Source organism: Cupriavidus sp. BIC8F (genome assembly GCF_032465815.1).
GTDB lineage: Bacteria > Pseudomonadota > Gammaproteobacteria > Burkholderiales > Burkholderiaceae > Cupriavidus > Cupriavidus necator.
In genome coordinates, this window is record NZ_CP136095.1 from 2,870,573 (window position 1) to 2,897,403 (window position 26,831).

The 26,831-nt window shown below is 62.3% G+C and carries 28 protein-coding genes and 1 pseudogene; 14 read left to right on the forward strand and 15 right to left on the reverse strand.

The window, feature by feature from the left end:
* The first annotated feature begins 24 nt into the window (after positions 1-24).
* The 4 genes from RS901_RS33385 to RS901_RS33400 all read left to right on the forward strand — a co-directional run bounded on the left by RS901_RS33385 (position 25) and on the right by RS901_RS33400 (position 3,634).
* Positions 25-708, forward strand: a complete 684-nt coding sequence (locus tag RS901_RS33385) for an RraA family protein (RefSeq protein WP_316154924.1) — start codon at positions 25-27, stop codon at positions 706-708.
* A complete protein-coding gene (locus RS901_RS33390) occupies positions 705-1,640 on the forward strand; it encodes a hydroxyacid dehydrogenase (protein WP_316154925.1) in 936 nt (311 codons plus the stop codon). The genes RS901_RS33385 and RS901_RS33390 overlap by 4 nt, the downstream gene beginning before the upstream one ends.
* A 92-nt stretch (positions 1,641-1,732) precedes the next feature.
* Positions 1,733-2,698, forward strand: coding sequence for a tripartite tricarboxylate transporter substrate binding protein (locus RS901_RS33395; RefSeq protein WP_316157348.1), 966 nt, complete (start codon positions 1,733-1,735; stop codon positions 2,696-2,698).
* A 12-nt stretch (positions 2,699-2,710) separates the two neighbouring features.
* A complete protein-coding gene (locus RS901_RS33400; RefSeq protein WP_316154927.1) occupies positions 2,711-3,634 on the forward strand; it encodes an SMP-30/gluconolactonase/LRE family protein in 924 nt (307 codons plus the stop codon).
* Positions 3,635-3,736: 102 nt separating this feature from the next.
* On the opposite strand, the gene RS901_RS33405 is transcribed toward RS901_RS33400, so the two are convergent.
* Positions 3,737-5,005 (reverse strand): patatin-like phospholipase family protein, encoded by a 1,269-nt coding sequence (locus RS901_RS33405; RefSeq protein WP_316154928.1) that lies wholly within the window; start codon positions 5,003-5,005, stop codon positions 3,737-3,739.
* A 718-nt stretch (positions 5,006-5,723) separates the two neighbouring features.
* On the opposite strand from RS901_RS33405, the gene RS901_RS33410 reads away from it, so the two are divergent.
* The 3 genes from RS901_RS33410 to RS901_RS33420 all read left to right on the forward strand — a co-directional run bounded on the left by RS901_RS33410 (position 5,724) and on the right by RS901_RS33420 (position 8,086).
* The gene (locus RS901_RS33410; RefSeq protein WP_316154929.1) at positions 5,724-6,422 is read left to right on the forward strand and encodes a hydrolase; all 699 of its coding nucleotides are present in this window, start codon (positions 5,724-5,726) and stop codon (positions 6,420-6,422) included.
* Between the two features lie 323 nt (positions 6,423-6,745).
* Positions 6,746-7,474, forward strand: coding sequence for a YoaK family protein (locus RS901_RS33415; RefSeq protein WP_316154930.1), 729 nt, complete (start codon positions 6,746-6,748; stop codon positions 7,472-7,474).
* 12 nt (positions 7,475-7,486) lie between these two features.
* The gene (locus tag RS901_RS33420) at positions 7,487-8,086 is read left to right on the forward strand and encodes a TMEM175 family protein (RefSeq protein WP_316154931.1); all 600 of its coding nucleotides are present in this window, start codon (positions 7,487-7,489) and stop codon (positions 8,084-8,086) included.
* Between the two features lie 140 nt (positions 8,087-8,226).
* On the opposite strand, the gene RS901_RS33425 is transcribed toward RS901_RS33420, so the two are convergent.
* The 3 genes from RS901_RS33425 to RS901_RS33435 all read right to left on the reverse strand — a co-directional run bounded on the left by RS901_RS33425 (position 8,227) and on the right by RS901_RS33435 (position 9,822).
* Entirely contained in the window at positions 8,227-8,532 is a 306-nt protein-coding gene (locus RS901_RS33425; RefSeq protein WP_316154932.1) for an Ada metal-binding domain-containing protein, read from the reverse strand.
* Positions 8,533-8,646: 114 nt separating this feature from the next.
* Complete coding sequence (locus tag RS901_RS33430) at positions 8,647-9,198, reverse strand: methylated-DNA--[protein]-cysteine S-methyltransferase (protein WP_316154933.1); 552 nt, start codon at positions 9,196-9,198, stop codon at positions 8,647-8,649.
* 156 nt (positions 9,199-9,354) lie between these two features.
* Positions 9,355-9,822 (reverse strand): ester cyclase, encoded by a 468-nt coding sequence (locus RS901_RS33435; RefSeq protein ID WP_316154934.1) that lies wholly within the window; start codon positions 9,820-9,822, stop codon positions 9,355-9,357.
* A gap of 182 nt (positions 9,823-10,004) precedes the next feature.
* Between RS901_RS33435 and RS901_RS33440 the strand changes: the two are divergent.
* Positions 10,005-10,560 (forward strand): annotated as a pseudogene (locus RS901_RS33440) (C4-dicarboxylate ABC transporter); the annotation flags it as partial.
* A gap of 21 nt (positions 10,561-10,581) precedes the next feature.
* Here RS901_RS33440 and RS901_RS33445 read toward each other — a convergent pair.
* Positions 10,582-11,850 carry an MFS transporter gene (locus tag RS901_RS33445; RefSeq protein ID WP_316154935.1) on the reverse strand — a complete coding sequence of 423 codons (1,269 nt, stop codon included), beginning with the start codon at positions 11,848-11,850 and terminating at the stop codon, positions 10,582-10,584.
* A 108-nt stretch (positions 11,851-11,958) separates the two neighbouring features.
* On the opposite strand from RS901_RS33445, the gene RS901_RS33450 reads away from it, so the two are divergent.
* The gene (locus RS901_RS33450; RefSeq protein WP_316154936.1) at positions 11,959-12,846 is read left to right on the forward strand and encodes a LysR substrate-binding domain-containing protein; all 888 of its coding nucleotides are present in this window, start codon (positions 11,959-11,961) and stop codon (positions 12,844-12,846) included.
* A gap of 412 nt (positions 12,847-13,258) precedes the next feature.
* Here RS901_RS33450 and RS901_RS33455 read toward each other — a convergent pair whose 3' ends face one another.
* Positions 13,259-14,143: a LysR family transcriptional regulator gene (locus tag RS901_RS33455; RefSeq protein ID WP_316154937.1), complete on the reverse strand. Its 885-nt coding sequence runs from the start codon at positions 14,141-14,143 to the stop codon at positions 13,259-13,261.
* Positions 14,144-14,343: 200 nt separating this feature from the next.
* On the opposite strand from RS901_RS33455, the gene argC reads away from it, so the two are divergent.
* Positions 14,344-15,297, forward strand: a complete 954-nt coding sequence (gene argC / locus RS901_RS33460) for an N-acetyl-gamma-glutamyl-phosphate reductase (RefSeq protein ID WP_316154938.1) — start codon at positions 14,344-14,346, stop codon at positions 15,295-15,297.
* Between the two features lie 363 nt (positions 15,298-15,660).
* Here argC and RS901_RS33465 read toward each other — a convergent pair whose 3' ends face one another.
* Together RS901_RS33465 and RS901_RS33470 are read right to left on the reverse strand one after the other, a co-directional pair.
* Entirely contained in the window at positions 15,661-16,629 is a 969-nt protein-coding gene (locus tag RS901_RS33465) for a Bug family tripartite tricarboxylate transporter substrate binding protein (RefSeq protein ID WP_316154939.1), read from the reverse strand.
* Between the two features lie 31 nt (positions 16,630-16,660).
* The gene (locus RS901_RS33470) at positions 16,661-17,641 is read right to left on the reverse strand and encodes an amidohydrolase family protein (RefSeq protein ID WP_316154940.1); all 981 of its coding nucleotides are present in this window, start codon (positions 17,639-17,641) and stop codon (positions 16,661-16,663) included.
* 117 nt (positions 17,642-17,758) lie between these two features.
* Between RS901_RS33470 and RS901_RS33475 the strand changes: the two genes are divergently transcribed.
* Positions 17,759-18,724, forward strand: a complete 966-nt coding sequence (locus tag RS901_RS33475) for a LysR family transcriptional regulator (protein ID WP_316154941.1) — start codon at positions 17,759-17,761, stop codon at positions 18,722-18,724.
* 41 nt (positions 18,725-18,765) lie between these two features.
* On the opposite strand, the gene RS901_RS33480 is transcribed toward RS901_RS33475, so the two are convergent.
* Positions 18,766-19,020 (reverse strand): PaaI family thioesterase, encoded by a 255-nt coding sequence (locus tag RS901_RS33480; RefSeq protein ID WP_316154942.1) that lies wholly within the window; start codon positions 19,018-19,020, stop codon positions 18,766-18,768.
* A gap of 1,013 nt (positions 19,021-20,033) precedes the next feature.
* Here RS901_RS33480 and RS901_RS33485 point away from each other — a divergent pair.
* On the forward strand, positions 20,034-21,713 hold the full coding sequence (locus RS901_RS33485; protein WP_316154943.1) for an ABC-F family ATP-binding cassette domain-containing protein: 1,680 nt from the start codon (positions 20,034-20,036) through the stop codon (positions 21,711-21,713).
* Between the two features lie 63 nt (positions 21,714-21,776).
* Here RS901_RS33485 and RS901_RS33490 read toward each other — a convergent pair whose 3' ends face one another.
* From RS901_RS33490 to RS901_RS33510, 5 genes are all read right to left on the reverse strand, one after another.
* Positions 21,777-22,658, reverse strand: a complete 882-nt coding sequence (locus RS901_RS33490) for an NmrA family NAD(P)-binding protein (protein WP_316154944.1) — start codon at positions 22,656-22,658, stop codon at positions 21,777-21,779.
* A gap of 34 nt (positions 22,659-22,692) precedes the next feature.
* Positions 22,693-23,265: a TetR/AcrR family transcriptional regulator gene (locus tag RS901_RS33495; RefSeq protein WP_316154945.1), complete on the reverse strand. Its 573-nt coding sequence runs from the start codon at positions 23,263-23,265 to the stop codon at positions 22,693-22,695.
* A 176-nt stretch (positions 23,266-23,441) separates the two neighbouring features.
* The gene (locus RS901_RS33500; RefSeq protein WP_316154946.1) at positions 23,442-24,056 is read right to left on the reverse strand and encodes a glutathione S-transferase family protein; all 615 of its coding nucleotides are present in this window, start codon (positions 24,054-24,056) and stop codon (positions 23,442-23,444) included.
* A gap of 30 nt (positions 24,057-24,086) precedes the next feature.
* Positions 24,087-24,689, reverse strand: a complete 603-nt coding sequence (locus tag RS901_RS33505; protein ID WP_316154947.1) for a nuclear transport factor 2 family protein — start codon at positions 24,687-24,689, stop codon at positions 24,087-24,089.
* Between the two features lie 147 nt (positions 24,690-24,836).
* Positions 24,837-25,091: an AraC family transcriptional regulator gene (locus RS901_RS33510; protein ID WP_316154948.1), complete on the reverse strand. Its 255-nt coding sequence runs from the start codon at positions 25,089-25,091 to the stop codon at positions 24,837-24,839.
* Positions 25,092-25,236: 145 nt separating this feature from the next.
* Here RS901_RS33510 and RS901_RS33515 point away from each other — a divergent pair, with 145 nt between their 5' ends.
* On the forward strand, positions 25,237-25,671 hold the full coding sequence (locus RS901_RS33515; RefSeq protein ID WP_316154949.1) for a tetratricopeptide repeat protein: 435 nt from the start codon (positions 25,237-25,239) through the stop codon (positions 25,669-25,671).
* A gap of 58 nt (positions 25,672-25,729) precedes the next feature.
* Positions 25,730-26,020, forward strand: a complete 291-nt coding sequence (locus RS901_RS33520; protein ID WP_316154950.1) for a hypothetical protein — start codon at positions 25,730-25,732, stop codon at positions 26,018-26,020.
* A gap of 96 nt (positions 26,021-26,116) precedes the next feature.
* Here the strand turns inward: RS901_RS33520 and RS901_RS33525 are convergent, their stop codons facing one another.
* Entirely contained in the window at positions 26,117-26,530 is a 414-nt protein-coding gene (locus RS901_RS33525) for an SgcJ/EcaC family oxidoreductase (protein WP_316154951.1), read from the reverse strand.
* Positions 26,531-26,831 lie beyond the last annotated feature (301 nt).

Genomic DNA, 26,831 nt, shown 5'->3' on the forward strand with positions numbered 1-26,831 from the left:
ATTTCATATTGCCTGGAGTCCATCATGACCTTGCCCAACATCATCAAATCGTTTGAGCGCGTGCCCGCCGAGATCGTGGCGCGGGCTGCCAAGTTCCAACCGGCGATCCTCTCCGATGTCGGCGGACGCCGCGGTGCGTTGCATGGCCGGATCAGGGCCTTGCGCCCGACCATGAAAGTCGCCGGGCCCGCCTTCACTGTCGAGGTTCGCCCCGGTGATAATCTGATGATCCATGCAGCACTGGCGCTGGCGCAGCCGGGCGATGTTCTGGTCGTCGACGGCAAAGGGGACCAGACCTCTGCGCTGATGGGAACGATCATGATGCATGCCGCTCGCCAGCGCGGCCTTGCTGGTGTCGTCATCGACGGCGCGGTTCGCGACAGCCTCGAGCTGGACGAAATGCAGTTCCCGGTCTTTTCGGTGGGCACGAACCCTAACGGCCCCACCAAGGAAGTTGGCGGGCGCATTGGACACCCCATTTCTGTTGGTGGCGTCACGGTGAACCCTGGCGACTACATCTGCGGAGACGCCGATGGCCTGGTCGTGGTGGAGCGCGAGAAGATCGAAGCCTTGCTCGATGCCGCGGCAAAGAAGGAAGACGCGGAAGCCCAGCGCATTGCCCAGATCAGGGAAGGCAATACCACCGCGCCCTGGCTGCTGGCATCGCTGGTGACGGCGGGCGTCCTGAAGCAGGGAGAGGCACTGTGACGAACAAGCAAGTCATTATCGTCACGGGTGCCGACCTCGCGCCGGAGGCCCTTGCGCTGCTGGGTGACCATGAGATCGTATTCGCGGGGAAAACGCCCCAGACCGCCGATATTGCAGCACTGGCAAAGGAGCACAACCCGGTCGGCATTATCGTGCGCTACGGCAGCATAACCGCTGAAGTCATGGACGCAGCACCGGCCTTGAAAGTGATTTCGAAACACGGCACCGGAACTGACACCATCAATAAAGCCGCTGCGCAGGCGCGCGGCATCAAGGTGGCCGCCGCGGCCGGGGCCAATGCCGCCGCCGTGGCTGAACATGCGTGGGCGCTGATCCTTGCGTGCGCCAAAGCTGTTCCACATCTCAACGATCGCATGCGCCAGGGTCATTGGGACAAAGCAACTTACAAGGCCGTCGAGCTGAACGGTGGCACGCTCGGTATTGTTGGGCTCGGAGAGATCGGCCGCCGCGCCGCCGTGATTGGTGTGGCGATGGGCATGCATGTCACCGCTTTCGATCCTTATGCAACGACGGTCCCGGAAGGCGTAACGCTTGTCGACCTGCCTCGGTTGTTCAGGGAATCCGACGTGGTGTCGCTGCACTGCCCGTTGACGGAAGAGAACCGTGGCATGTTGAACCGTGAAACACTGGCGACGTTCAAGGACGGCGCTATCCTCGTCAATACGGCGCGAGGCGGACTCATCGACGAGCCTGCACTGGCCGAAGCCCTGCAGAGCGGCAAACTGTATGCCGCAGGCCTGGACAGCTTTGCCGTGGAACCGATGCCCGTGCCGCATCCGTTCCGCGACATTCCCAACCTGATTCTGTCGCCGCACATCGGCGGCGTCAGCAACGCCGCGTACGTGAACATGGGCGTTGGGGCGGCGAAGAACGTCCTGGCGGTGCTGCAAGGCGTGGCTACGCCGGCCTGACCGACGCACGGCTGCATCATCAACTAGAACAGAAGTGTCGCGGGAGGACCCGACGGACAGTCAGGTCTCTCCCGCAGCACAAGGAGACAATGGTGTTTTATCGAACAATTGGCTGCCTGGTGGCAGCAACGACGCTGCTTGTCAGCCTGTCCGCCGTGGCGGCGTACCCAGACAAACCGGTCCGCATCATCGTGCCGAATCCTCCCGGCGGCGCCGTCGACGTCGTGACGCGCAAGGTTGCACAGAAGCTCACCGTGCAGACGGGGCAGGGCTTCGTCGTGGAGAACAAGCCGGGCGCGTCCGGCACGATCGGCACGTCCCAGGTTGTCAACGCACCCGCCGATGGCTACACGCTTCTGGCTAACGACAACTCCTACACCACCCTCCCCTATGTCTTCAAGAAGCTGAACTGGGACCATCAGACAGCTCTGGTCCCTATCGCGCCGTTCGCATTTTCGCCGGTGGTGCTTGGCGTCAAGGCCGATTCGCGCTTCAAGGACCTGGCGTCCCTTGTCACCTATGCCAAGACGCATCCGGGAGAGGTGACGTTTGGCACCGGCGGCCCCGGTAGTTCGCCGCATTTTGCCGCCGAAGCGTTCCAGCAGGCCGCAGGTATCAAGCTGATGCATGTGCCGTACAAGGGGGCTGGTGAGGCCATGGTCGGGCTGCTGTCCGGTAGCGTGGATCTGCTGGTCGTGTCGACCCCGACCGCGCTGGCGCCGGTCAAGGGTAATCAGATGCGTCTGCTGGGCATCAGTGGCAAGACCAGGGTGGATGTGTTCCCGAGCGTGCCTACGTTCGCTGAAGCTGGTGTGCCCAACTTCAGCCTGTTCAACTGGTCAGGCCTTGCCGCGCCAAGGGGCACGCCGAACGATGTCATTGCACGCCTGCAAACGGAAATCCAGAAGGCGCTCCAGGCGCCCGACATGAAGACGTTCCTTGCGCAGATGGGGTCGCAGCCAGGCAACCTGGACAGCCCCGCGTTCGCGCAGCTGATTCAGCGCGAAACCGCGCAATGGGCAACGGTTGCGCAGAAGGCGCATATTGAGAAGCAATAACCAGGGGCGGCGATGTTCCTACTTCAGCAACCGGCCGTACGCGATGCACAGGTGCTCACCCGGCTTCCGGAGTCGTTCCGTCGGCACGACCCCAACAACGCGTGGGCGCATGCCAATCGCGGCGGGGCGACGATCGACTCATTCCTGGAGGGGCCGGTCTGGGCCGATGGCAATCTCTGGGTGACCGACATCCCCTACGGCCGCATCTTCCGTGTTTCGATGCAGGGCGACTGGGAGCTTGTTGCCGAGTACGACGGTGAACCGAATGGCATGAAGCGCCTGGCCAGTGGTGATTTCCTGATCACCGACTATCGCAACGGCCTGGTGCGTCTGGATGCAAAGTCGGGAACCGTAACCCCGTTTCTTGAGCGTAGGAATTCGGAACGCTTCCGAGGCGTCAACGACCTGACCTTCGATTCGCAGGGCAATCTCTACTTCACCGACCAGGGCCAGACCGGCTTGCACGATCCGACGGGCCGCGTCTATCGGCTGACGCCCGACGGCAAGCTGGACGTCCTGCTGGACAACGCACCGAGCCCAAACGGTGTCGTCCTGTCGCCCGACGAGAAGGTGCTGTTCGTCGCGATGACCCGCGGGAACAGCGTATGGCGCGTGCCGTTGCAGGCCGACGGGTCGGTCAGCAAGGTCGGGCAGTTCTTTACCTCTTACGGCCCGAGCGGCCCCGACGGTCTGGCAATGAGATCGGATGGCCATCTGCTGGTGGCGAATCCTGGACTTGGCTATGTCTGGGTGCTCAACCATCGCGCCGAACCTGTGGAGGTGATTCGTAGCCCCGGTGGCACATCGCTGACCAATCTGTGCTTTGGCGGCACCGAGGGCACCACGCTATTCATGACCGAGTCGACCACCGGGACGATCCTGTGCGCCGACATGTCGGTGGGCGGTGCACCGGTGCACGGAGGACGGCTGGCATGAACGGAGTATCGGGCGTTCTCGCCATGCCGGACGCATGCCTGCGCCAGAGCGCCGCGGCCGGGCGGCAAGAACGCGGCCTCACCCGCGCCGCGTGCCGCGGGACTATCGCGCCTCGGTCGATTCGCGCTCGAACTTACGGATCACCGGGTTGCCAAGGATGGCATCCCTTCCCGCTTCGATCAGGCGATCGACGTCCTTCTCGGGCAGTCGAAGTCTGGTCGGCAGATCGTTCAGACTTGCAGCACGCTCCTTGTCGAGGGCATCAAACGAGATCCGCGTGACGAAGAATTCGACTTCATCGCACCGCCAGCCTGGGCGGCGTGCAGCGATCTCCTGCTGCCGAGAATGCGGCATCCCACACCGATACGCCACAAGGTCGTCGCGCCACTGCCGCATCATGGGAACGAAGGCGTCATAGCTCATTCGAACGTTGGTCGCCATTCCCGCGTCGATGGCCGCGCTTGCGACTTCGATTCCGGATGGGCCATCCTGGCTTTGGTTCCAATCGCCGCGCGGGCCCTGACCGGCGTCAACAACAATGAAAAGCAGCCGCCGCACATTGATCGCGTCGTTCTCGCTCATGGGACCGTAAGCCGTGCCCAGCAGCAGGCGCGATTGCAAAATGGTGGCCAAGCCGTAGTTGTCGGTCACCCCGCCGTCGACCAGCTTGATGTACTTTCCCTTCGAAGTGTCCCGGAGACCGCGAACGGCGATTGCCAACGCGCCAAGCAGCAGCGAGTGCCCAGGCGCCTGGGCGTGGTCAAGGTTTGGCAGCGGTGCACTACAAGCCTCGGGATATTTTTGAAGGACGATCGGTGCGAAGAAGAGCGGGACCGCCATGGATGCGGCGACGGCCTCGGAAACGGGAAAGCTCGCGAGATCACTGCATAGCGCATCGAATGCCAGCTGGCTGAACGGGAACGCGACCCGGTAGTAGACGTTCGTGGCGTTGATCCAAACGATTGGCTTGCCGCGGCGGAACATGTCGGCGTACGTCGCGCCCTTGAACACGTCTTCGTCGAGCCATGTCCGGAGATCCTCCCGATCGTTGAGGCCCCCCGCGAAGAGGCGCGCAAGGTTGACCGGATTCAGCAGACTGAAGCGAAGTCCCGCCTCTCCGTCCTTCAAGAGCACTGATCGAAAGGTCGCCAGGCTGGCCTTGCCGTGCAGACCGTAGTACGCCGCGGTGATGGAGCCTCCGGACACGCTGCTGATGAATGCGATGTCGTCGAGCATGGACGCGCCCCCAGGACTTCTCATGGCGTCGAGGCCCTGCAGAGCGCCAAAGGCGAAGGCCGCGGCTCGCGTGCCACCGCCAGAGAACGACATGGCGACGGTTGTCTGGCCGGCGACGTCGGTGGGTTCGCGCATGGCCGCGGATGCGCTGCCAGCCGCGGCCTGAGGCAGATTGCGCGGAGCATTGTGAGGAAGCGACCCGCAGGCACTGAGTCCCGCAAGTAGAAGCAGCATCAGAGTGCGGTAGGCCCTGCCGCAGGCGTGCCGCTCTCTCCCTGCCCCCCCATTCGCGAAGGCAGGCTGCTCTTGCGGCGAAGAGTTTGGTCATGTCGAAACTTGAACATTGGACTAGGTAAGGAACGGGCTCGGCGCGGTGGCGGCCCGCAGGAAGGGAAGGCCGAGTTTCGTTGCCGCCAGGATCCGGTGTGTCCGGCTCCCTCGGAATATTACGGCATCTCCATGGGGCCGCACGACCCGCAGATGGCGCCTGAGCAGCTTCGGGAGAAAGTTGGAGGGCGGACGAAGATCAATCAGGTACTGAATGCTAACTTGACCGATCTTGATTGGTTCGCCTGGTGCCACGCCGCTAGCGGTCATGTTCAATCGCCTCCAAGCTATCGGAGCCGCCACGCTCGCGAGTTCCAGGAATCAAACCGCTCACCGGAGCCAGGGTCCCACATGCCCCCCAAATCATCAAATTTTTTGAACAATATTTACAATTCAGGCTGACTGTTTCCGCACCCTCCTTCGCTATAGTTCGTCACATGGACGGCGCGATAACGCGACAGGGCGAACAAAGCGCCGCCATGCAAGAACTCAAAATCATTGAACAAATTTCATCGGAGAGAGCACCATGTCGAACGCCAAGCTGGAAGTCCTGACCCCGCGCAACAGCCAACTGATCATCATCGACCACCAGCCCCAGATGGCTTTTGGTGTGCAGTCGATGGACCGCCAGACCATGAAGAACAACGTCGTGGGCCTGGCCAAGGCAGCGAAGATCTTCGATGTGCCGACCACCATCACCACGGTCGAAAGCGATTCGTTCTCCGGCTATACCTACCCCGAACTGCTCGACGTCTTCCCCGGCAAGCAAACGCTCGAACGCACCTCGATGAACTCCTGGGACGACCAGAAGGTGCGCGACGCGCTGGCCGCCAATGGCCGCAAGAAGATCGTCGTGGCCGGCCTGTGGACCGAGGTCTGCAACACTACCTTTGCGCTGTGCGCGATGCTCGAAGGCGACTACGAGATCTATATGGTGGCCGACGCTTCGGGCGGCACGACCAAGGAAGCGCATGACTACGCCATGCAGCGCATGGTCCAGGCGGGCGTGGTGCCCGTGACCTGGCAACAGGTCATGCTGGAATGGCAACGCGACTGGAAGAACCGCGAAACGTACGACGAGGTGATGGCCGTGGCCAAGGAACACTCGGGCGCCTATGGCATGGGGATCGACTATGCCTATACGATGGTCCACAAGGCCGCGCAACGCACGGCAACCACGCACGAATCGCTGGCTCCCGTGCACGCGCCGGTCGTCGAGCGCTGATGCATGTCCGCCACCAGTCATCCCTCGGAGCGCACAAGATGATTTTTCGAAGCGTGGCCAACGGCGCCCTCCTGCTGGGATGCTGGCTGGCCATCAGCACGTCCAGCGTAGCGGCGGCAGCGATCGTCGCCAACGCGCTGATCACATGATCGCCCCTGCGCGGGGGAAATCTTCCCCCGCGGGCATACCCCAGCGAGACAAACAAGCAAAGACAATGCTGCCGGCGAGCGTTTGCCACCCTTCAGCATTGCCGGATCGGCCGAGCGCCTGGAGTTGGGCGAGTGCAAGGGCCGCTGCACCCATTTACAGGATGGATCTCAACCATGAGCGCAAACGTCAATGCATCAGACAATACAGAAACAAACGAAAATCCCAGCCTCTGGGAAATATGCAAAGCGCCAATCCTTCTTACTATTGTGGGCGGCGCCATCGACACCATTGGCTTTATTGCGCTGCTGGGCTTCTTCACCGCACACGTCACCGGAAACCTCGTGCTTGCGGGAGCGGCATTCGTCAACGGTGGGGCCGGCTTATGGATTAAGCTCGGCGCCATACCACTCTTCATTGTCACGGTCATCATCAGCAAGATGCTGATTGACCGCAACCAGCGGACCCAACAGACCCACCAGACCTTAGGTTGGCTGTTTGTTGCTGAAGCGACCTTCTTGCTGGGTTTCATGGTCGCCGGCCTGTATCTCGAACCGTTCGATAATCCGGATGGCGCGGGCCTTGCTTTGACTGGAGGCCTCGGCCTTGTCGCGCTTGCCGTCCGAAATACTGCCAGCAAGACACTGATCAAGTACATCAGTCCCAGCACCATGATGACCGGGAACACCACCCAGTTGGGTATCGATCTGTCGAATTACCTGCGCGCCAGGACACGCACCAATTTCCAGGATCTTCTCAAAAGCGCAAGTGTTGTGATCGGCTTTGTGATCGGGGCTTTCCTGGGTGCATCCCTCTATGTGACGATCGGATTCTGGGGTGTCCTTCCATTTATACTTCCCGTCGCATATATGGCGCGCATGGCATTCCGCAACCAATTCAGATGAGTGGATGACATCATGAGCATCAGCAAAAACAGGCTTGAATCATTCAGCGATGGTGTCATTTCCGTAAGCTTGACACTCATGTTGTTTCAACTACAGGTTCCGGAAGGTTTTTCGCTTAAAGACATCCTTAATAATGCCTCTAATTTTTTCGGCTATGTGCTAAGTTTTGTTTACGTCGGAATATACTGGAACAACCATCATCACCTGTTTAAAGTTGCCCGTGGAATCAACGGCAAAATTATGTGGGCGAACCTCCACCTGCTGTTTTGGCTAAGCATGATTCCATTCACCACCACCTGGACTGGAAAATCTGGCTTCGCGCAGACACCGACGGCAATGTATGCATTTGTCCTGTTCATGTGCGCCGTCTCCTACTCACTGCTCACAAGACTCATCATCAAGTATGACGGCGAACGTTCCGCACTTGGGCAAGCCATCGGCAACGACCTCAAAGGGAAGCTCTCCATCCCTATCTACGCATTAGCGATCCTGGCCAGCTTTTTCAGCAGCGCAGCTTCGTTCTTCATACTGACCTTAATGGCTGGCATATGGTTTTTTCCCGATTCTCGCATTGAAAAATATCTGCTTGGCAACAATACCCATGAACTCTGACGGTATGGGGCTCAGCGCGTCAACGCATTCTTCGAATGCGAGCCAGTCAACCATCGCAAGTTTGTCGGCCAGGGACTGCGGTTTCAAGAGTTCTCCTCCCGGGGCCTTCTCCAAGCCTGCGTTGAATAGCGTTTCAGCGGTCATGACCGCACTCGATTTCGTGATGTAGGGCGGCTTTCAGTGGCTTGTGCCCTCTTCCAGGCTGCGTATCGATCAGGCATACAAACCGCACACGGCCGGAAGCCGGCGGCGATAGCGATCGACTCATCGAAAAAGAAGACTCGCTGTCTGATATAGCCTCCGCAGGCGATGGCCTGCAGGGCCGCCCGGCAATCAAACCTGCCGTAGATCCGCCCGCCTCGATGGCCACCGAGTGTGCCCGGCACCGAACTCTCGTAGGGCTTGCCGTCCCGTCCGATCAGCGTCCAGGTTCTCGATTCGGTCATAGCCGATCCACCATTTAGACTCACACAGAATGTCTGCATCCAGACCAGATAAGTACTGACCGGCCCGTCCGTATGCGCGTGGAGACAAGTCCGCTGCAATGGTATCGGTCAAGATCAGATCCCCGGCAGCATGGCAGTCTGTGATTCGACACGCGCTGGCGCGATCGCCCTCTCGTGCTCCAGTAGCCAGCGTTTACGGGGTACCCCCCAGGCGTAGCCCTTGAGATCGCCATTGCTGGCGATGACCCGATGACACGGTACGATGATGGCGATCGGATTGGCGCCATTGGCCGCACCGATGTCGATGGCCGCGCGCGGATCGTCGAAGCCCAGTTCCTTGGCCAGCTTGCCGTAGGTCGTGGTCGTGCCGGCCGGAATGCGGCGCAGCGCGGCCCAGACCCGGCGCTGAAGCTGAGAACCAGCGGTCTCAGTCCGCAGGGCATCCAGCGCGCCCAATTCACCCGAAAAATAGCGAGCCAACGCTTCTGCGATCTCGGAAGGGGCCGGAACTTCAACCAGCTCGACACTGCCATAGTGGTCGCGCAAGCTGCGATGCTGGCGCGCCTTGTGGTCGGCAAAATCGAGCCCGCGCACATTCTGCCGCGCATCGGTGACGAGCAGTAGGTCGCCCAACGGCGACTCCAGATAGCTCAAGAACAATTGCATGATGCACTCCTTGCTGAATGAATCGGCGCCCACCTGATGTGGTCAGTCTGCTCATCTCAAGCGGGTAATGCCCCATTGGCCAAACAGGTAGGCCTCACCGCTTTCCATGTGCAGCTCGATGGCACCGGCATCGCCGACCCGCCATTGCGCCGCGCCTTAGCCGTCGCCATTCATGGCGGCCTCCCTGATCAGGCCGAGCTGGGTCAGCGCGGCCACACCGTCGTCCAGGCCGAGTTCTTCCACGATCCTGCCGTCTATCACCTTCAGCACGGTAGTACCGGTGAAATGCATCGTGCGGCCAGTTGCGGCAGGCAAACCGCCGATCAGGAAGTCATCAAATGCCGGGCCCGTGTGGGTACCGCCACCTTCCCACTGGCCGACGACATAGTCGCCTTCGGCGATCAACTCAGCCGTGCCCCAGAAGTTGAGGTCGGGGAATGCTGCACGAAAGTCGGTCATGAAGGCCTTGATATTCTCGCGACCACGACGAGGCTCGTGCAACGAATACTTGAGCAGCATGTTCGGGGCGGCAATCTCATCGATTACCGCCAGATTGACATTCTTGCCCCAGAATTCCGTGAACCAACGACCGACGACGGCCTTGTTCTGCTCTTCTTTGCTCATGGAAAGGTCCTCACAGTTAGTTTCGGCAAGGTTCATCGAAACCATTCGATGCCCTGAGCAAGAGAATAGGCATCCCCGCGTTGTTCAAAACTCCGATTCTTGCTGCGCAAACCAATCCGAAGATCGATACGGATCGGCGCATTGGATTCAATCGCAAGAAACGGAGAGCGCGGCCAAGACAGGCTGCCTACTCGGTTCCGGCCAGGTTTATCCCCGGAGTCGCCACTTTGGATATCGCGGTTGCAGGTGGCAAGCATGCCAATGCCGTGGGCTCATGAAGTCAACGTGTTCGCACTGGCCGTTGGAACGATGATTGCCCTCTTGTTCTTTACGATGATCATGTCGCGAATGATTCATCACGAGCCCCTGCCTGCCGGCAGGGTCCCTTCCCTGTTGATCCTGATGGCACCTTTCGAAGTGGGCTTTCTCGCCTACACCAACTTTACGCGACGCGTCGACACTTTCTCCGGCTTGCTGTTCTACTTCGGCCTCTTCATATTCCTTACGCTGGCGCCTAAAGTATTTCGCAAGGGAATTCCGTTCGCTTCCGGTTGGTGGGCCATCAGCTTTCCGATGGCGGCCCTCGCGAGTGCCGCGCTGAAATATTCGATGTTCGTCCAGGCCTGGCCCGTGACGGTGATTGCGATCATCCTCCTCGCCATGCTGAGCATCGCGATCGTGGTTCTCCTTGTCAGAACCCTGCACATGCTTATTAATGGGAAGCTGCTCGCCGGTTGAAGCAGTGACTGGAAACGTCGGTCAGTTGCTGGGACGATCGCCAGCCCGGGGAAAAAGCGGCCACGCCGTCGCCGCGCAGGCCCCCGCCAGGAGCCAGACGCCGGCCCAGCCGCCGCGATCGAGCAGTAGCGGAATCGCCGCAGGGGCAGCGAAGTACGCGGCGAAGACCAGCGTATTGGCCAGTCCGAGGGCCGTACCCGCCCGCTCCGCGCCCGCCTGCGTCGCCAGTTCGGTGTAGGCAACTCCATGCCAGGCCGAAACCGCGACGCCAGCCAGCACGACCGCGACCATGGTCAGCGTCGCAGGAACACTCTGCCCGACCGCCGCGCAGAGGGCCAGCGGCACGAACATCAGCGCGGCGATCAGCGTGCAATGGCGCAGCCATACACGGCGGTTGCCACGCCGATCGGTATGGCGGCCGCTCCAGATCCGCATCGCCATCGCGCCGAGCTGCACAGCGCAAAGGGTGGCGGCGATGCCCGACACGCCCACATGGGCCGCATCGTGCAGGAACACCGAGGCGAAGCTCAAAACCGCGAATTGGGGCGCGCACAGGATGCCGATGGCCACGGCAATGCGCCAGACCCGCAGGCTGCGCAACGGGCTGGCATTGTCGTGCGCATGGCGTCGTGCCGACGTGGGGGCAGCGAGATGCGTGGGTTCGTGCAGCCATCGCCAAGTCAGCCAGACAGAGGCAAAGCAGAACGCAGCCAGGACTGCGTACACCCAGCGAAAGCCCATGGCAACGGCCAGCCACGGCAACAGGAGCGCTCCTAGCCCACCGCCGAGGGGCACCGCCGTCTGGCGGATACTCATGGCCAGGCCGCGCTCGCCTTCGGCGAACCATCGCATGACCGCCCGCCCGCTGGCCCCGTTGACGCTGCCGCCCGCCAGTCCCAGCAACGCCATGCAGGCCATCGCCACCGGCAAAGGCGGCACGCGATCCGGCCTTGGGGCCAGAAACAGTGCCATCACGGCCAGTATGAGAGCGGTGGCGCCAAGCCCGTACAGCAGGACGCGACGATCGCCCCACCGGTCGGCCGCTGCGCCCCATGGCAGTTCGGACAACGCGGCGCCGATGCCCAACGCACCAAGCAGCAGGCCAAGCCCCCCGTTGTCGATCTGATAGGCGCTGCGCAGCCACACGGCGGTGGCGGGCAACCCGTTGGCGGCAGCGATGAAGCTCGCGTTCGCGGCAACGCCGACGCCCAACACTTTCCAGCGATGCGAAGCGGCGGAGGCGGCGAGGGAATTACCACCAGGGCGGGGAAAACAGACGGACTCGGCCACGACGGCTCTCCGATAAGGCAGTTGACAGAGCGTCAGTATTGCAACCAATATTCGTCTTGAAAATCCGAAAGTTTCGGACCGATTGTTTCGTTTTTCCGGACGATTGCCATGGCGTCGAATCTTGATATTGCCGCGCTGCGCAGCTTGATCGCCGGCATCGACCTCGGCAGCTTCGCGCGCGCTGCGGAGCAGGTCGGCCGCTCCACTTCAGCCGTCAGTGCGCAGATTCACAAGCTCGAGGACATGGCAGGCACGCCGCTGTTTCGCAAGGCCGGCAGGACCCTGGAACTCACCGAGGCGGGGAGTCTGCTGCTTGGCTACGCGCGCAGAATCGTTGCCCTGAACGACGAAGCTGCCGCGGCCGTGCGAGGGGTGGACTTGTCCGGCGGCGTGCGACTGGGACTGCAGGAAGAGTTCGGCGAGGCAATGCTGCCGGAGGTGTTGGGGCGGTTTGCGCGAGCGCATCCGAAGGTCCGGGTCGAAGCCATGGTGGCGCGCAATCACGATTTGTTCGCCCGCATCCAGGCGCGGACACTGGATCTCGCGCTGGTCTGGGGCGGCGCGGATGGCGCTCGGACGGCAAGAGAGCCCGGCGCCGATTTCGCCGTGGTCGGCGAACCGCCGATGTGCTGGGTCGGACCGGCTGCGCTGCCGTGGCGCATCGAACCCGGCCAGCCGATACCGCTGGCGGCATTCGACCGGCCCTGCCATTTCCACGATGCCGCCACGGCGGCATTGGACCGCGCCGGAATTCCCTGGCGCGTCTCGTTCACCAGCCCCAACCTTGGCGGCCTGTGGGCCGCAGCGGCAGCCGGACTTGGGTTGGTGGTCCGCACGCCCTACGGCTTGCCGGCATCGCTGCGGCAACTTGGGGCTGCCGAAGGATTGCCGCCGCTCGGCAAGATGCCCCTGATGCTGCTGCGCGCGCCGGGGCCTGTGTCCGAGGTATCACAGCGCCTGGCCGACATCATGCTGGAGGCGTTGCGTCCGGTGTGATGGCGGCGGTGTGATGGCTGGTCACGCCCTATCGGATCGGCGCCCGGGCAGATCGCCATCCACGGCAACGGCGATGCCGCCATCGATGACATCCTGTTCGCTTTCAGCGAAGCGCAGAAGGCCTTCCCCCGTGCCGATGCGCCGCAGGTGGCAAACGCCCCGGCGCGAAGCTCGTCGTTCGAGCCAGCCCAGACCAGAACCAGTTGATTGGACCCTTCCGGCCAGAAGCGGCCATTCGACATCGAGGGGTAGATTGTCGACGATTCAAGACACTAGCAGCACGGCTGTCCGTCAATGCCGATCGAGTGTCCTGGCTTGCGCGGAGGCAGCGAATACGCTTCGGCGGAAGCAGCCCAGGCTGGCTGCACGCCTACCCTCGGCGCCGCAGCACCGATAGCGCAGGCCAACGGCGCTACCCCGCCCGCAGCGCCCACAGGGCCTCCAGTACGTATTCCGTGGCACGTTCTACCCGTTCCCCGCTGTGCGCCAACCCCAGTCGCCGCCACAACGCCGGCCGCAGCGGGCGCATCACTACGCGCGCATCCGGCGCCGGCGTGGTGACCTCGTGTGGCAGCAGGGCCGCGCCATAGCCGGCCGCCACCAGGCTCTTGATGGCGTCGTTGTAGTTGAGCTGAATACGCGGCGCCGGCCTGTGGCCACCGCTGGCGAACCACTCGGCGGTCAGGCGCGACAGGCGCGTGGTGCCGTCATTCAGGATCAGCGGGCGCGTTGCCAGCCAGGCCGGCGTGATGCGCGCCGGGCAGGGCCAACTCGCTGGCAGGAAAGCCCGTACCGGATCGCGCCGCCAAGGGCGGATGGTCAGCCCCGCCACGCGCGCCTGTGGCAGTGCCACCAGACCGACCTCCAGCGTGCCGGCGGCCAGCCGCGCCAGCGTCTCCTCCGAGGTAAGCACGGCCACCTGCACGTCGATATCGGGATGCCGCTCCGCCAGCATGGCCAGCGCCTGCGGCAGCAGGTGGGCGATGGCCCCGGTCGAGGCGCCGAGGCGCACGCGGCCGGTCAACCCCTGCACCTGACGCTGCACGTCGTCCAGCGCAAGGTCGGCATCGGCCAGCAGGCGGCGGGCGCGATCGACCAGTGTCTCGCCAATGGACGACGGACGCACCTCGCCGCGCCTACGCGTCAGCAGTACCGCGCCGACGCGGGCTTCCAGCTCGGCAATGTGCAGGCTGACGGTGGGCGGAGCCAAGTTCAACGCGCGCGCAGCTTCGGCGAAGGAACCCAGATCGGCGATGGCGACGAGGGTACGCAGGCGGTCCAGGCTGATCTCGCGCATGGGGCGGCACTCCGGTTAAGGGCGTATCTGCTGACGAGGATTATCGTTCAGGAAACGTGAATTTCATCGTCATGAAATTCAACTTCTTCGATTCTATCCGGTGGCGCAAGATGGCGCTTCCTGTACCGGCCGCACCAACGCAGAGCTGATGCTGCACCGGCCGGGGCCGCCACTTTCACGCCACTTCCAAGGATCCATCAATGCGCTACCCTCTTGTTTTCATCGACGGCGACCAGGGCACCACCGGCCTGCAGATCCACGAACGCCTCCGCGGACGCGACGATCTGCGCCTACTGACACTGCCCGCCGGCCAGCGCAAGGATGCGCGCGCCCGCGCCGACGCCATCAACGGCTGCGACATCGCCATCCTGTGTCTACCGGACTCCGCCGCACGCGAGGCGGTGACGTCCATCGTCAACCCTGCGGTGCGTGTGATCGACGCCAGTTCGGCACACCGCACGCAGCCCGGCTGGACCTATGGCTTTCCGGAGATGGCCGCCGGCCAGGCCCAGCGCATCGCGGGCGCGCTGCGCGTCAGCAATCCGGGCTGCTATCCCACCGGGGCGATCGGCCTGCTGCGCCCCTTGGTGGAGGCCGGCCTGGTGCCGGACGACTACCCCATCGCCATCCACGCGGTGTCGGGCTATTCAGGTGGCGGCCGCACCGCCGTCGATACTTACGAGGGACCGGAGGCCACCCGGGCCCTGCCCTTCCAGGTCTATGGCCTGGACCTGGCGCACAAGCACACGCCTGAAATCCAGCAGCACGCGGGCCTGGCACGCCGCCCCGCCTTCGTGCCGGCCTACGGCGCTTTCCGGCAAGGTATCGTACTGACGGTGACGCTGGAGTTGGACCTGCTGGCATCCGGCACGGACGTCGGCAGGCTGCACGCCTGTCTGCTAGACCACTACGCCGACGCCCGCCATGTCGAGGTGATGCCGCTAGCCGAATCGGCCGCCGCCACTCACCTCGACCCGCAGGCACTGAACGGCACCAACGACCTGCGCCTGGGCGTGTTCGCCAACCGCGAGCACGGGCAGGTGCTGTTGGCAGCGGTGTTCGACAACCTCGGCAAGGGTGCTTCGGGAGCGGCGGTGCAGAACCTCGACCTCATGCTGGCCGGGGTGGCGGCGGAGGTTCGCCGGGCCGCCTGAGGCCTACCCAGGGTAATGGCGGTCGTCGCAGCCGGGCAGTCCCGAGTTCACCGTGTCGCCTTCCAGGCGCGTTACTTAACGCGGCGCAAGCTTCGGCGTCGAAATAAGAAGCGGGCCGGCAGCTTCCCGGCTTCCGGCCCGCCTGGTGCGATCGGGTCAATCAGGCGTGATTCGGCGCGTCAGTGAATCTGCATGCCACGCATGGCGTGGATGCGTTCGTGATATTTCCGCATGCCCTCGTACTGACGCAGTAGCACCGAGCGAATTTCCTCTGGCATGTCTTTCGTCAGCGCCGAGCGGTACTCGCCCCTAGTGGCCTCTTCCTCGCGCTCGCACAACTGCAGCCCAGCGTCGGTGGCAACGTCACTCGGCCTTGTAGCCCGATGCTTTGATGGGCCGTTCCCAGCGCCTGAGCTCGGCGACCTGGGTCTCGCCGAGCTGCTGCGGGCCGGCGTAGTTCGCATTCAGGCCGATCTCGCGGATGCGCGCCTGGAGATCGGGCGCCTTGAGCACTTCGGCTATCGCGTCGGACAGGCGCTTGACCTTGTCGGCCGGCAGGCCTGCCGGGGCGAACAGGCCGACGAAGGCCTCCGCTCTGGCGTCGATTCCGGTCTCCTTGAGCGTGGGCACGTCGGGCAGCGCCGGCGATCGCGCGTTACCCGTGACCGCGAGGATGCGCAGGCGGCCCGCGCGGTGATGCTCGATGGTCTCCGATATCGTGTCCACCATGATGGGAATCTGTCCGCCCAGCAGATCGGACACCGCCGGCGCGCCGCCCTTGTAGGCCACGTGCGTGAGCGGCACGCCTGAGGCCTGCGACAGCAGCACACCCGCAAAGTGCGGCACGGTGCCTGCGCCCGAAGTGCCGTAGTTGGCTCGGGCCGGGTTGGCCTTGAGCCAGTTCAACACCGCGCGGATGTCGCCGGCCGGCGCCGCCGGACCCGCCGTCACCGCGAAGTCGAAGGTCACCACACGCGCGACGGGCGTGAAGTCCTTCACCGGGTCGTAGTTGAGGTGGTAGAGCCATGGCGAGATCACCAACGCGCCGCTGGGCGAGATGACCAGCGTGTTGCCGTCGGCCGGCGCGCGCTTTACTTCCCCAAGCACCAGGCGACCGCCGGCTCCGGGCTTGTTCTCGACGATCACCTGCTGGCCGAGCGGCAGGCGCAGGCGCTCGGCCAGCAGCCTCGCCACGACATCGACCGAGCCGCCGGGCGCGAAGCCGACCAGCAGCTTGAGGGGCGGCTTGTCCTGGGCGAGGGCGCCCATGGGCAGCGCGGCGGCCAGCGCCATGGTTGCAGCCACCCGATTGAAAACGCGTCGCTTCATCATGGTGAGAGTCTCCTTGGTCAGCCGAAGTCGATCAGAAACCGAATACTCGCATGGCATTGCCCGAACGCACGGCGTCGCGCTGCGCGGCGGACAGCCGCTCGGTATTGGCGAAGGACCCGCGCGTGTCGTGAACCTGGTGCGGCCAGTCGGTGCCGAACATCACGCGGTCGGCGCCGACGACCGAGATCAGGAACTCCAGCGAAGCCGGACTGTACGAGATGCAGTCGTAGTGGATGTGGCGCAGGTAGTCGATGGGTGTGCGCTGCATCTTGCGCCGCTGGGGGATCTCGACCTCGTGGCCCTTCCCGAAACGGCCGGCCAGGTAGGGCAACGCACCACCCGCATGCGAGGCGATGATCTTGAGGTTGGGGTATTGGTCGAAGAAGCCCTCGAAGATCATGCGCGTGATGGCGAGCGTGGTGTCGAACATGAAGCCCACGGACCAGCTCAGGTCGAACTTCGTCATGTCCATCAGGTCGGCGCCCGGCGGGTCGGTGGGGTGCACCAGCACCGGCAGCGCGCGACGGTCGATTTCGGCCCAGATGGGTGCGAAGGCCGGGTCGGTCAGGCTGCGGCCGGCGATGTTGGCCAGCACCATGACGCCGCTCGCACCGTTATCGCAGGTGCGCTTGAGCTCGTCGAGCGCGCGCTGCGGGTATTCCCACGGCAGCGAGGTGAACCAGCGCAGCCGGCTCGGGTGAGCCGCCTGCGCCTGCGCCAGCGAATCGTTGGATTCGCGCGCCGCTTCACAGCTGGTTTCCTCGTCGCCCCAGAACACATTGGGGCAAGTCAGCGACATGACTGAGATGTCGATGCCCGCCGCGTCCATGTGCTGGATGCGTAGATCGTAGTCGAAGTGCCCTTTCTGTGGGATGACCACGGGCGTGTCGCCACGGAATACCTCGTGCTGGCCGTCGGGGCGCTGCTGGATGTTGTAGAGGCCGCCCTTGCGCTTGAGCAGCTCCAGCCAGGGTTTTGTGAAGATGTGGGTGTGAACATCGATGACAGGCATCAAGGGGGCTCCTGTGGTGTGTGAATGACGGATGTTCGATCGAGGCCTAGACGCTACTGTAGTGATCTGGCATAAACGTATTGGTGGATATCTTGATACCAGGATAAGTAAATACTTATGCCCGACCGACTCACCGCCCTAGCCCTTGAAACGCTGGACCGCATGCGCTCGCGCCTGAAGGCGCGCCAGCTCAACCTGCTGGTCGCGTTGAGCGAGTACGGCTCGCTCTCCCGCGTGGCGCAGGAATGGGGGGTGACCCAGCCCTACTTGACGCAGATGCTGGCCGAGATCGAATCCATGATGGGCACGGCTCTGTTCACGCGGCAACGCGGTGGCGTCACGCCCACGCCCGTGGGGCGCATCGCGATCTCGCGCGCATCGCGCCTGCTGGTCGACCTGCAGGACTGGGCCAACGACATGGCCGCAGCCCGCCTGGGCTTCACCGAGCGGCTCAGCATCGGCGTGATTCACTACCTGTCCGGCCAGTTGCTGTGCGACACGCTCTCGCACACGCGCGAGCAGGTCGGGCCGTTCGTGTTCTCGGTGGAGGAAGCCAGTAGCGACCGCCTGCTGGCCCTGCTTCGCGAGCACAGGCTCGAAGGCGTGGTGGCACGCGCGCGCGGCGCGGCGCAGGTGCGTGACCTGCGCTGCGACATCCTGTTCCGCCAGCGCCCCGCGCTGGTGTGCCACCTCAAGACTGCCAAGCATCTGGGCAAGCGCGCGCTGGACTGGCACGAGCTCGCCACCATGGACTGGGTCCTGCCGCCCGCGGGCACGGCGCTGGGCGCCTCGGTGCTGGACCTGTTCCTGCACGTGGGCGAAGCGCCACCGGTGCCGGCTATCGAAACCCATTCGCTCAAGATCGTCGGCCGCATGATCGAACGCAACCCGTCGATGGTGGCCATAGTGCCCGCCGACGTGGCGCACGATCTCTCCACCCGCGCGCACGTGGCCAGCGTGCCCTGCGACCTGGAGTGGCCGCTGCCGCCGGTGGCGCTTTACCGGCGCCAGGGTGCGGGTGACTCACCTACCATGGCGACCTTTGTGCGCACGCTGAAGACCCTGTGCAAGCAACGGTTCTGATGACCTCCGCCGCGGTTTCCTGCGATGAACCTGATTTTGGGCTATACCCGCGGCGTCAGCGCCGCAAAGATCGCGGTGGCCCGCGCCAGGCAGCGATCGCCCACAACCAGTCGGCACGTCCCGTAACGCAGGCGCGAGCCGAGCTTGTCGAACTCCACCCGTGCTTCGACCCAGTCGCCAAGGCGCGCCGAGTCCAGATAGTCCAGGCTCAGGTTCACTGTGACGGCGGTGGCTGACCGTCCCATTTCCAACAACATCATTGCGCCAATCGCAGTATCCGCGAGGGTCGCCAGCATTCCGCCATGGGGCATACCAAGGGGTTCAGGTGGCTTGCGCCGATACGCACCCCAAGCGTTCGACGCTCCTCGTGAACGTAGAGCTCGCCAAAGTTTGCCATGTACCCGCCTCGCTTGCGAAAGGCGACAATGCCTTCCGACACGCCGGCATGTGTTTGCGACGTATCAGCGCAAGAAGCTTCGATCATAGAGATTTCAGTTGCAGTCATGGTTTCATCCACCGAAGCGCGAACCGCGCCAGGCTACTCGCGGCACCTTGCAACCAGCGAGTGACTTGCCCAGCGCGGCACGGCGCGCCGCTTCGATCAGCCTAGTCAAGACTCAGATTCGAATGGCGGACGATCTGGCCCCAAAGTCGCTGCTCGCTGTCGACGAAGGCAGCGAACTTTGCCTGCGGCTGCCCTCCAGGTCCAGGCTGGGGATGTGGAAGTTTCGTCGCACCAGACCAGGAAGCCAATGGCTCACACGCTCGCCCGTCGCGTCTTCCTCCAGCCAGGTCGGAACTGGACGCGGCATGAGTTTGCATCGCTGCTGCGCCTGTCTACCGGCGACTTGTCACGCCAGTTGTTCTCTGAAGGGGAATGCATGCGGGATACCGTCCGGTCAAGCCGCCTTTGCAGGCTTCTGTTGGACCTTCCGAATCTCCCGAAACTCGACACCCGGCTCTCCGAAGCTTACGGCTTCCAATATCAGTACCTACTTGAAGAGGCTGTGCATGAATCCTTCGGCGTCACGCTGGCAACCCTGACAGCGTTGGTCCGACAAAACTGCAACGTCATCCCCTGGCACCCTCCGCACCAGTAGCAACCACGTCCAGAGATGGCTGGCAAAAAGCCGTAGAGCTATCTTCGCTGGCGCCGCAGCCGGAACGCCCGGTGCGCCAGGGGCTGCCTCGCTTTGTGGCCGGTGGGACGCCGCAAAGCGCAAGCGGCTCTTCACGCGCGCGGCCAGAAAAGCGACAGCCCTGCACGTCCGGTCGGCTATCATGCGAATCCTCTCCGAAGTAGCTCCCTATGATTTCCGTCCGTAATGTCACGCTGCGTCGCGGCGTCAATGTCGTACTCGACCGCGCGTCCGTCACCTTCAACCCCGGCGAGAAGATTGGTCTTGTCGGCCGCAATGGCGCCGGCAAGTCATCCTTCTTCGGCCTTCTCAACGGCACGCTGCACGAAGACAGCGGCGAGTTCTCGATTCCCGCTGCATGGAAGATGGGCCAGGTCGCGCAGGAGATGCCGGAGACCGAGCAGAGCGCGACCGACTTCGTAGTCGAGGGTGATACCGTGCTGTTGGCCGCGCAGGCCGAAGTAGCCGCCGCCGAGGTCAGCGACGACGGCATGCGCATGGCGCATGCCTACATGGCCCTGCACGACGCCGGTGCGCACGATGCCCCCGCACGTGCCCAAGCGCTGATCCTCGGCCTTGGCTTCAGTGCTGCGCAGCTTAGTCAGCCGGTCAACAGTTTCTCCGGCGGCTGGCGCATGCGACTGCAACTGGCGCGCGCGCTCATGTGCCCGTCCGACCTGCTGCTGCTCGACGAGCCGACCAATCACCTCGACCTCGACGCGCTGGTCTGGCTGGAAGCCTGGCTCAAGCGCTATCAAGGAACCCTGGTAGTGATCAGCCACGACCGCGAATTCCTCGACACGGTGACGCAGGTGACGGTGCACGTCGACAACGCCAAGCTCGTGCGTTATGGCGGCAACTACAGCAAGTTCGAAGACATGCGCGCTGAGCAGCTCGTATTGCAGCAGGCCGCGATGGCCAAGCAGGCGGACAAGATCGCCCACCTGCAAAAATTCATCGACCGTTTCAAGGCCAAGGCCTCGAAGGCGAAGCAGGCGCAGAGCCGGGTCAAGGCGCTCGAACGCATGGAGAAGATCGCACCGGTACTTGCCGACGCAGAATTCAACTTCGAGTTCAAGGAGCCGCTCAACGTCCCGAACCCGCTGTTGTCGATGCTGGACGCGAGCTTCGGCTACCCGGCGCCGACCGGCGCACTGCCGGGCACGCCGCCCACGGTCATCGTGCGGGGCATCAACCGTTCCGTGCTAGCCGGGCAGCGCATCGGCATTCTCGGTGCCAACGGCCAGGGAAAGTCCACGCTGGTGAAGACCGTGGCGCACGCGCTGGCGCCGATTGCCGGCGAAATCAGCGAAGGCAAAGGCCTGAATATCGGCTACTTCGCACAGCAGGAACTCGACGTGCTGCGCCCGCTCGACACGCCGATGGAACACATGATCCGCCTTGCCAAGGACACGCCGGCGCACATGCGCGCTCCCGGCCAGAGTGGCACCGAACAATCCCTTCGCACCTTCCTCGGCACCTTCAACTTTAGTGGCGACATGGTCCATCAGGCGGTCAGCACGATGAGCGGCGGCGAGAAGGCGCGGCTCGTGTTGTGCATGATCGTGTGGCAGCGTCCCAACCTGCTGCTGCTCGACGAGCCTACCAACCACCTCGACCTGGCCACCCGCGAAGCGCTAGGCATGGCGCTCAACGAATTCGAAGGCACAGTGATGCTGGTCAGTCACGACCGGGCCCTGCTGCGCGCCGTATGTGACGAGTTCTGGCTGGTCACCAAGGGCGGCGTCGAGCCCTTCGACGGCGATCTGGACGATTACCAGCAGTTCCTGCGCGACGAAGCCCGTCGCATGCGCGAGCAGCCTGCCGCAGAGCAGAAGGTCATCGCCTGAATTGGTGGGATCCAGGCGTGAGCTTTACAGGATTCAGCTGTGGGCGCCAGCTCCGGGTCGAGTTTATGCTTCGAAGACCTCGCGATTGGCCTCTACAAATTCAGCGACCGTCTGCGGCGCCTTGCCCGTGATCTCCTTGATGACGCCGTCAGTACCGGAGAAGATGCCGTTCTGATAGTCGACCGCGGTAGCCAGGAAATGCTGGATCACGAATTCCGGCAGGTTGTACTTCTCCAGATGCTCACGATATTGCTCAAGGGTCGACGGCGCATAGGTGATCTTGCGTCCCAGCACCTTGCCAATCTCATCGGCGATTTCTTGCTGGTTCAGCTCGACAGGACCAAAGAGGGAATAGGTCTTGCCGATATGATTCGAAGGCTCAGTAAGGATATTTGCGATCAGACGGGCCTGGTCCTCGGCGGCGATCGGTGCATGACGACCGGCACCATAGGGCAACGTGATCTTGCCTTCCTGCACGAGGGGGTCTAGTACCCACGGAAAAATCAGCCATTCGGAGAAGTAGGTCGGGCGAATATGGACGGCCGGCACACCGGACCAGTCGAGCACGCGCTCGGCGATCCAGTGGTCGCGGGCGGCATGGCTCTCCGAATCGTCCCGCGCCGAGATTTGCGACATCTCGATGACAACCTCTACGCCGGCGCGCTTTGCGGCATCGGCAAAGTATGAGGTGGCCTGAATGTAGCCCGGGCGAACCGGATAACAGAGATACGCTCCCGCAACGCCTTCCATGGCGCGAATCACGTCGTCGTGCTCGAGAAGGTCACCCACGAAAATCTCGGCGCCTTCATTGCGGAGCGCAGCGCTGCGCTCATCTTCCTGGTGTACGAACGCGCGAACCGCGTGCCCAGCGTTGAGCAGAAATCGGGTGGTGTAGACCCCGGTCTTGCCGGTGGCGCCAGTGATGAGATATTTACGCTGTTCCATGTATTGCTCCAATCTGTGAATGTGTCCGACAGGTTTACATCGCCCCGAGGTGCTGCTTCACATCCTCCAGAATCGCCGCTGAAGCGTCGGAATCTTCAACGACTCTTGACATCGTTACGGCCCCAATCATGGCCGCCGCTGCGAACACAGCCGAGGACCGGGCCGCCTTTGGCGACTTGCCGTCCATTCGCTTCGCCAGTACATCGACCAGCTCTTCAAAACCTTGCGTGGCTGCCGCCCGCGTCTGCGCATCAGCCCTGGCGAGTTCGCTCCCCATAGCCGCCAGCGGACATCCGCCTGTCGGTGTGTCGCGGTGGTGCTCAGACACATAGGCATTGACGACGGCGGCAAATCCGTTGTCCGCATCGCTATCTCGCGCGGCGGCTTCCAGCCCGTCGATGACCTCGGTCATCGCCTGGGAACACGCTTCTGCGATCAATTGATCCTTCGAAGAGAAATGCCGATAAAAGCCGCCCTGCGTGAGGCCTAACGGCGACATCACGTCGTTCAATCCCGTCGCCTGGATGCCATGGATCCGGAACTCTCGCGCCGCGACCTCCACAATGCGTCGGCGGGTATCCGCTGTTTCAACCTTTGATTTCCGCATCACCTTTCTCCGTACTTTGTGTGTGGTCGCTAACCATCTTATTTAGATGGTAGGTAACATCTAAACGGAAGTCAAGGAAGAGAATTGCGTGGGCCGGTGGGCTTTAAGGCGGAAAAAAGTTGCCCCTGCGGCGCTTCTGCTGCGCCGCGGGTAGCAGAAGCGCCGCAGGAAAATCCTTATTCGAATGCCTTCAGTCCCTTCACTACGGCGGGACGTTGTGCCACTGCCTGAAACCACCGCATAAGGGCCGGGTGATCCGGCCACTGAATATTGCCGCTGAATGCACTTGCGATGGTGAATGCCGCGATGTCGGCAAGCGAAAACGTATCGCCAGCCATGAACTCTGTCGACGCCAGGAATTGCTCCGCTTCGATGAGTGAGGCTCTTGCCAGTTCGTGGATGTGCGAGGCCTGAGCGCCTGCGCCGATCTGCTCAAGCCGGAACGCACCGTGACTTACTGCGATCACGTCAGTCAGAAAATAGAAAAAGCGCTCATAGACCTTGGCGCGTGCCACCGGATCGGCGGGCAGGAGCTTGTTCTTGGAGCGCTCGGCCGCAAACAGCATGATGGCATTCGACTGCGTCAACACGAAATTGCCGCCGTTCCGGTACTCGACAAGTACCGGAACCTTGCCGAAGGCATTCAGGGCACGATGTTGCTCGCTGCCCTGTTCACCCGCGGCCAGATTGACCCGCTTGACCGTATAGGGGATGTCCGCCTCGTCAAGCGCGATCGCGGCACGGATACAGTTGCCAGTTAACGCTCCATACAGTTCGATCGAACCTTGCATGCGCCCTGCCTCATCCATGCGAGCCTCACACTAGGCTACCGGCAGATACGGGCGTACCGCATCAGCCGTCGTCTCCTGAGGTGTAAAGCGACGATTGAAAGTAGACCCGCCAATGTAGCGCTCAGCAATCTTCCACCCACCATCGGTCTTGCGGAGTCGGTCCAGCATCGGCGAGTAAAGCCAGATAACGGGCAAGTCGTCACTCTCGTCCACTTGCCCATCGCTCAATTTTGGCGCGTCTTCTGGTGAAGCGTAGCGCACCAGAAGATTCTGGTAGCGAACGGCGACCAGCCCACTGGCTTCCATATCGACAATGTGATTGCAGGCGCAGCGGCCAACTCCCGGAACCAGATACGGGTAATGTTCAGTCAAGAAATGCCGGACATCGTCCTCGCCGCTCAAAGTACCGTGGAAATGGACGATCCTGGCGTCGGACGTAAAGGACGCGATCATGCCAGGAAGGTCCCAGGTCTCGAACAGCCAGTTAACGCGATTGACGTAGTCGACTGCGCTTGCGCGCACTTCTGCGTCAACCGGCCCCACCGGATCGACTTTGGGGAAGAAACGCATCGTTGCCTCCTCTGCTCGTTTGTTGCAGCCCGCCGCTTTTGAACGCGAAACCTTCTTCGTCATGGCAACGAGCGGGCAGCGATATCGACCACGGCCATCCCAGCACCAATCGGACGTTCGTCTTCGTTACCAAGTTGTCGACATCTAATAGTAGTCTGTGGATCTACCTGTCGCTCGTGACAACTCACCGTCCATGCCTTGACATGCTCATCAGAAAGTTGCCGAATCTGCCAATCTGCCGAAACGATTTCGATAGTCTGGCGGCGAAACTCCAAGTGCCTTGACAAACGCACGGCACATCCGCTCATCGTCCCAAAAACCAGTGTTGTGCGCGATCTGTTTGATGGGGTCCGGCCCTTTCTCAAGGAGTCGACGTGCGGCTTCCAGCCGGATCAGCTCGTTCGCACGTTCAGGGCTGTTTCCAGTTTCGCGCTGATAGACGCGCACGAAATTGCGAGGGCTCATATGCGCAGCCGACTTTCATTGGCTTGCTCACCAATGGCCGCTCTCCGCTGGAAGCCGCGCCTTGGCTTGGAGGCGGTCGCAAATTGCTCCCAGAAATGGCTAGAATGGCCCTCTCCAATCAACGGAACGCCTTAGCGCCAAATTAATGGAACTCGACGAGTCTATTCACCGGTTGATCAAGACGCATTGCGCAGACGGCGATGCGCTTGCGGACAGTGCTCAATATCAAGCGGCCGTTGCAGCCTATAACAAGGCGTGGGAATTGGTGCCGGCTCCGAAGACCGATTGGAATGCGTCCACCTGGATCCTGGCCGCCATCGGCGATGCCTGCTTCTTGGGTGGCTATGCGGCTTCCAGCAAGGAAGCGTTTTCTTTCGCGCTAACTTGCCCAGGCGGATTAGGTAACCCATTCATTCACATGCGTCTCGGGCAACTGGCCCACGACGCAGGAGATCTTGATGCCGCAGCTGACGAACTCATGCGCGCGTATATGGGCGCTGGCGACGAGATCTTCGCGAACGAGGATAGGAAGTACCTGACATTCTTAGGGACACGCGCCAAGCTGCAAGGGCCTGTTTGAAGCCAGGGAAGCGGTTGCGCAAGATGCCGCAGTTCAATCTTTACCCCCGGAGAGGGTTATGGCCGATTTGGAAATTGCGGAGATCCGTTACGAGAACGGAGGCGTCAAGTATCGCTACTCTCGGTACCTCGCCTCCGATGGCAGTCGCTGGATCAGGCACGGGCCGTTTGTCGCATACGGCGAGGACGGCACCGTGGTATCCGAAGGGACCTATGACCATGGCGTCGAACATGGTTCATGGAAGGACTTCCATCCGAACGGCCGTATTGCCGCATCAGGCGAATATGATCGCGGACATGAAGTAGGAACCTGGAAGTATTGGGATGCGGACGGCCAGCCCGAGTCATAACGTTTGCTTCCTGCCCGCCGACGACCGCCTCGCTACTGCCAGAGGTCAATGCTGCCCGGCAGCCAACGATCAGACGCCAGGCGGTCGACGTTCGATTCAAATCATCGACAACAATTCCGCCCCAAGCAGATCGGTCCCGTACGAATTATCAATCGCGCAGAGCCAATTGCCCTCTGGCCCCTTCCTGAAAACGTACGTCGCACGTCTGGTCGTTGCGACGGCGGCACCCGCTGCATCGAGCGAATTGAGCACCGTCTCCATAATCACAAGAGCCGTATCACCGTTCTCCAGTACCACCGTCTCGCCCTGACTGACATTCATGCTGTGATTGAAGTGCTCGGCGATTGCTACGAATGCACGGCGAATTTGCTCCTTGCCCCTTGCCACCATGCCCGGCTTGACAACGAGCATCGCGTCGTCGGCATAGATTGCCATCAACGTATCAAAATCCTCGGCAGTGATCGCAGCATCGGCGGCCTTGATGATCCGGGTGAGCTCGTGCGCTGACATCGTTGGGTTCCTCTGTAATGAGAGCCACTGAAGCGGGCAACAAAAAACCCGCCGGGGCGGGTTTTGCACTCTGGCCAGATGCGCGCTACCCACCGAAAGATCGGATGGCGCGAATAATCAGCAGTGCGGGAGCGTATGCGTACGACATGCCACGTATTCTGCCACGCATTCCGATTGACATGCTGTTGATCACCCAGGCGCCACAGGCGATCGCCAGCAAAACCTCAAGGTTTGCCAAGTAGTGCTGCCGCTGATTGCGAATCATTATTGGGTGCACTATGCTGATTGCTCCCACGATACG

Coding starts and splice junctions, on each gene's coding strand:
- RS901_RS33385 (WP_316154924.1), top strand. CDS start 25: ATGACCTTGCCCAACATCATCAAATCGTTTGAGCGCGTGCCCGCCGAG.
- RS901_RS33400 (WP_316154927.1), top strand. CDS start 2,711: ATGTTCCTACTTCAGCAACCGGCCGTACGCGATGCACAGGTGCTCACC.
- RS901_RS33405 (WP_316154928.1), bottom strand. CDS start 5,005: ATGCGCGAACCCACCGACGTCGCCGGCCAGACAACCGTCGCCATGTCG.
- RS901_RS33410 (WP_316154929.1), top strand. CDS start 5,724: ATGTCGAACGCCAAGCTGGAAGTCCTGACCCCGCGCAACAGCCAACTG.
- RS901_RS33415 (WP_316154930.1), top strand. CDS start 6,746: ATGAGCGCAAACGTCAATGCATCAGACAATACAGAAACAAACGAAAAT.
- RS901_RS33420 (WP_316154931.1), top strand. CDS start 7,487: ATGAGCATCAGCAAAAACAGGCTTGAATCATTCAGCGATGGTGTCATT.
- RS901_RS33425 (WP_316154932.1), bottom strand. CDS start 8,532: ATGACCGAATCGAGAACCTGGACGCTGATCGGACGGGACGGCAAGCCC.
- RS901_RS33430 (WP_316154933.1), bottom strand. CDS start 9,198: ATGCAATTGTTCTTGAGCTATCTGGAGTCGCCGTTGGGCGACCTACTG.
- RS901_RS33435 (WP_316154934.1), bottom strand. CDS start 9,822: ATGAGCAAAGAAGAGCAGAACAAGGCCGTCGTCGGTCGTTGGTTCACG.
- RS901_RS33450 (WP_316154936.1), top strand. CDS start 11,959: ATGGCGTCGAATCTTGATATTGCCGCGCTGCGCAGCTTGATCGCCGGC.
- RS901_RS33455 (WP_316154937.1), bottom strand. CDS start 14,143: ATGCGCGAGATCAGCCTGGACCGCCTGCGTACCCTCGTCGCCATCGCC.
- argC (WP_316154938.1), top strand. CDS start 14,344: ATGCGCTACCCTCTTGTTTTCATCGACGGCGACCAGGGCACCACCGGC.
- RS901_RS33465 (WP_316154939.1), bottom strand. CDS start 16,629: ATGATGAAGCGACGCGTTTTCAATCGGGTGGCTGCAACCATGGCGCTG.
- RS901_RS33470 (WP_316154940.1), bottom strand. CDS start 17,641: ATGCCTGTCATCGATGTTCACACCCACATCTTCACAAAACCCTGGCTG.
- RS901_RS33475 (WP_316154941.1), top strand. CDS start 17,759: ATGCCCGACCGACTCACCGCCCTAGCCCTTGAAACGCTGGACCGCATG.
- RS901_RS33480 (WP_316154942.1), bottom strand. CDS start 19,020: ATGCTGGCGACCCTCGCGGATACTGCGATTGGCGCAATGATGTTGTTG.
- RS901_RS33485 (WP_316154943.1), top strand. CDS start 20,034: ATGATTTCCGTCCGTAATGTCACGCTGCGTCGCGGCGTCAATGTCGTA.
- RS901_RS33490 (WP_316154944.1), bottom strand. CDS start 22,658: ATGGAACAGCGTAAATATCTCATCACTGGCGCCACCGGCAAGACCGGG.
- RS901_RS33495 (WP_316154945.1), bottom strand. CDS start 23,265: ATGCGGAAATCAAAGGTTGAAACAGCGGATACCCGCCGACGCATTGTG.
- RS901_RS33500 (WP_316154946.1), bottom strand. CDS start 24,056: ATGCAAGGTTCGATCGAACTGTATGGAGCGTTAACTGGCAACTGTATC.
- RS901_RS33505 (WP_316154947.1), bottom strand. CDS start 24,689: ATGACGAAGAAGGTTTCGCGTTCAAAAGCGGCGGGCTGCAACAAACGA.
- RS901_RS33510 (WP_316154948.1), bottom strand. CDS start 25,091: ATGAGCCCTCGCAATTTCGTGCGCGTCTATCAGCGCGAAACTGGAAAC.
- RS901_RS33515 (WP_316154949.1), top strand. CDS start 25,237: ATGGAACTCGACGAGTCTATTCACCGGTTGATCAAGACGCATTGCGCA.
- RS901_RS33520 (WP_316154950.1), top strand. CDS start 25,730: ATGGCCGATTTGGAAATTGCGGAGATCCGTTACGAGAACGGAGGCGTC.
- RS901_RS33525 (WP_316154951.1), bottom strand. CDS start 26,530: ATGTCAGCGCACGAGCTCACCCGGATCATCAAGGCCGCCGATGCTGCG.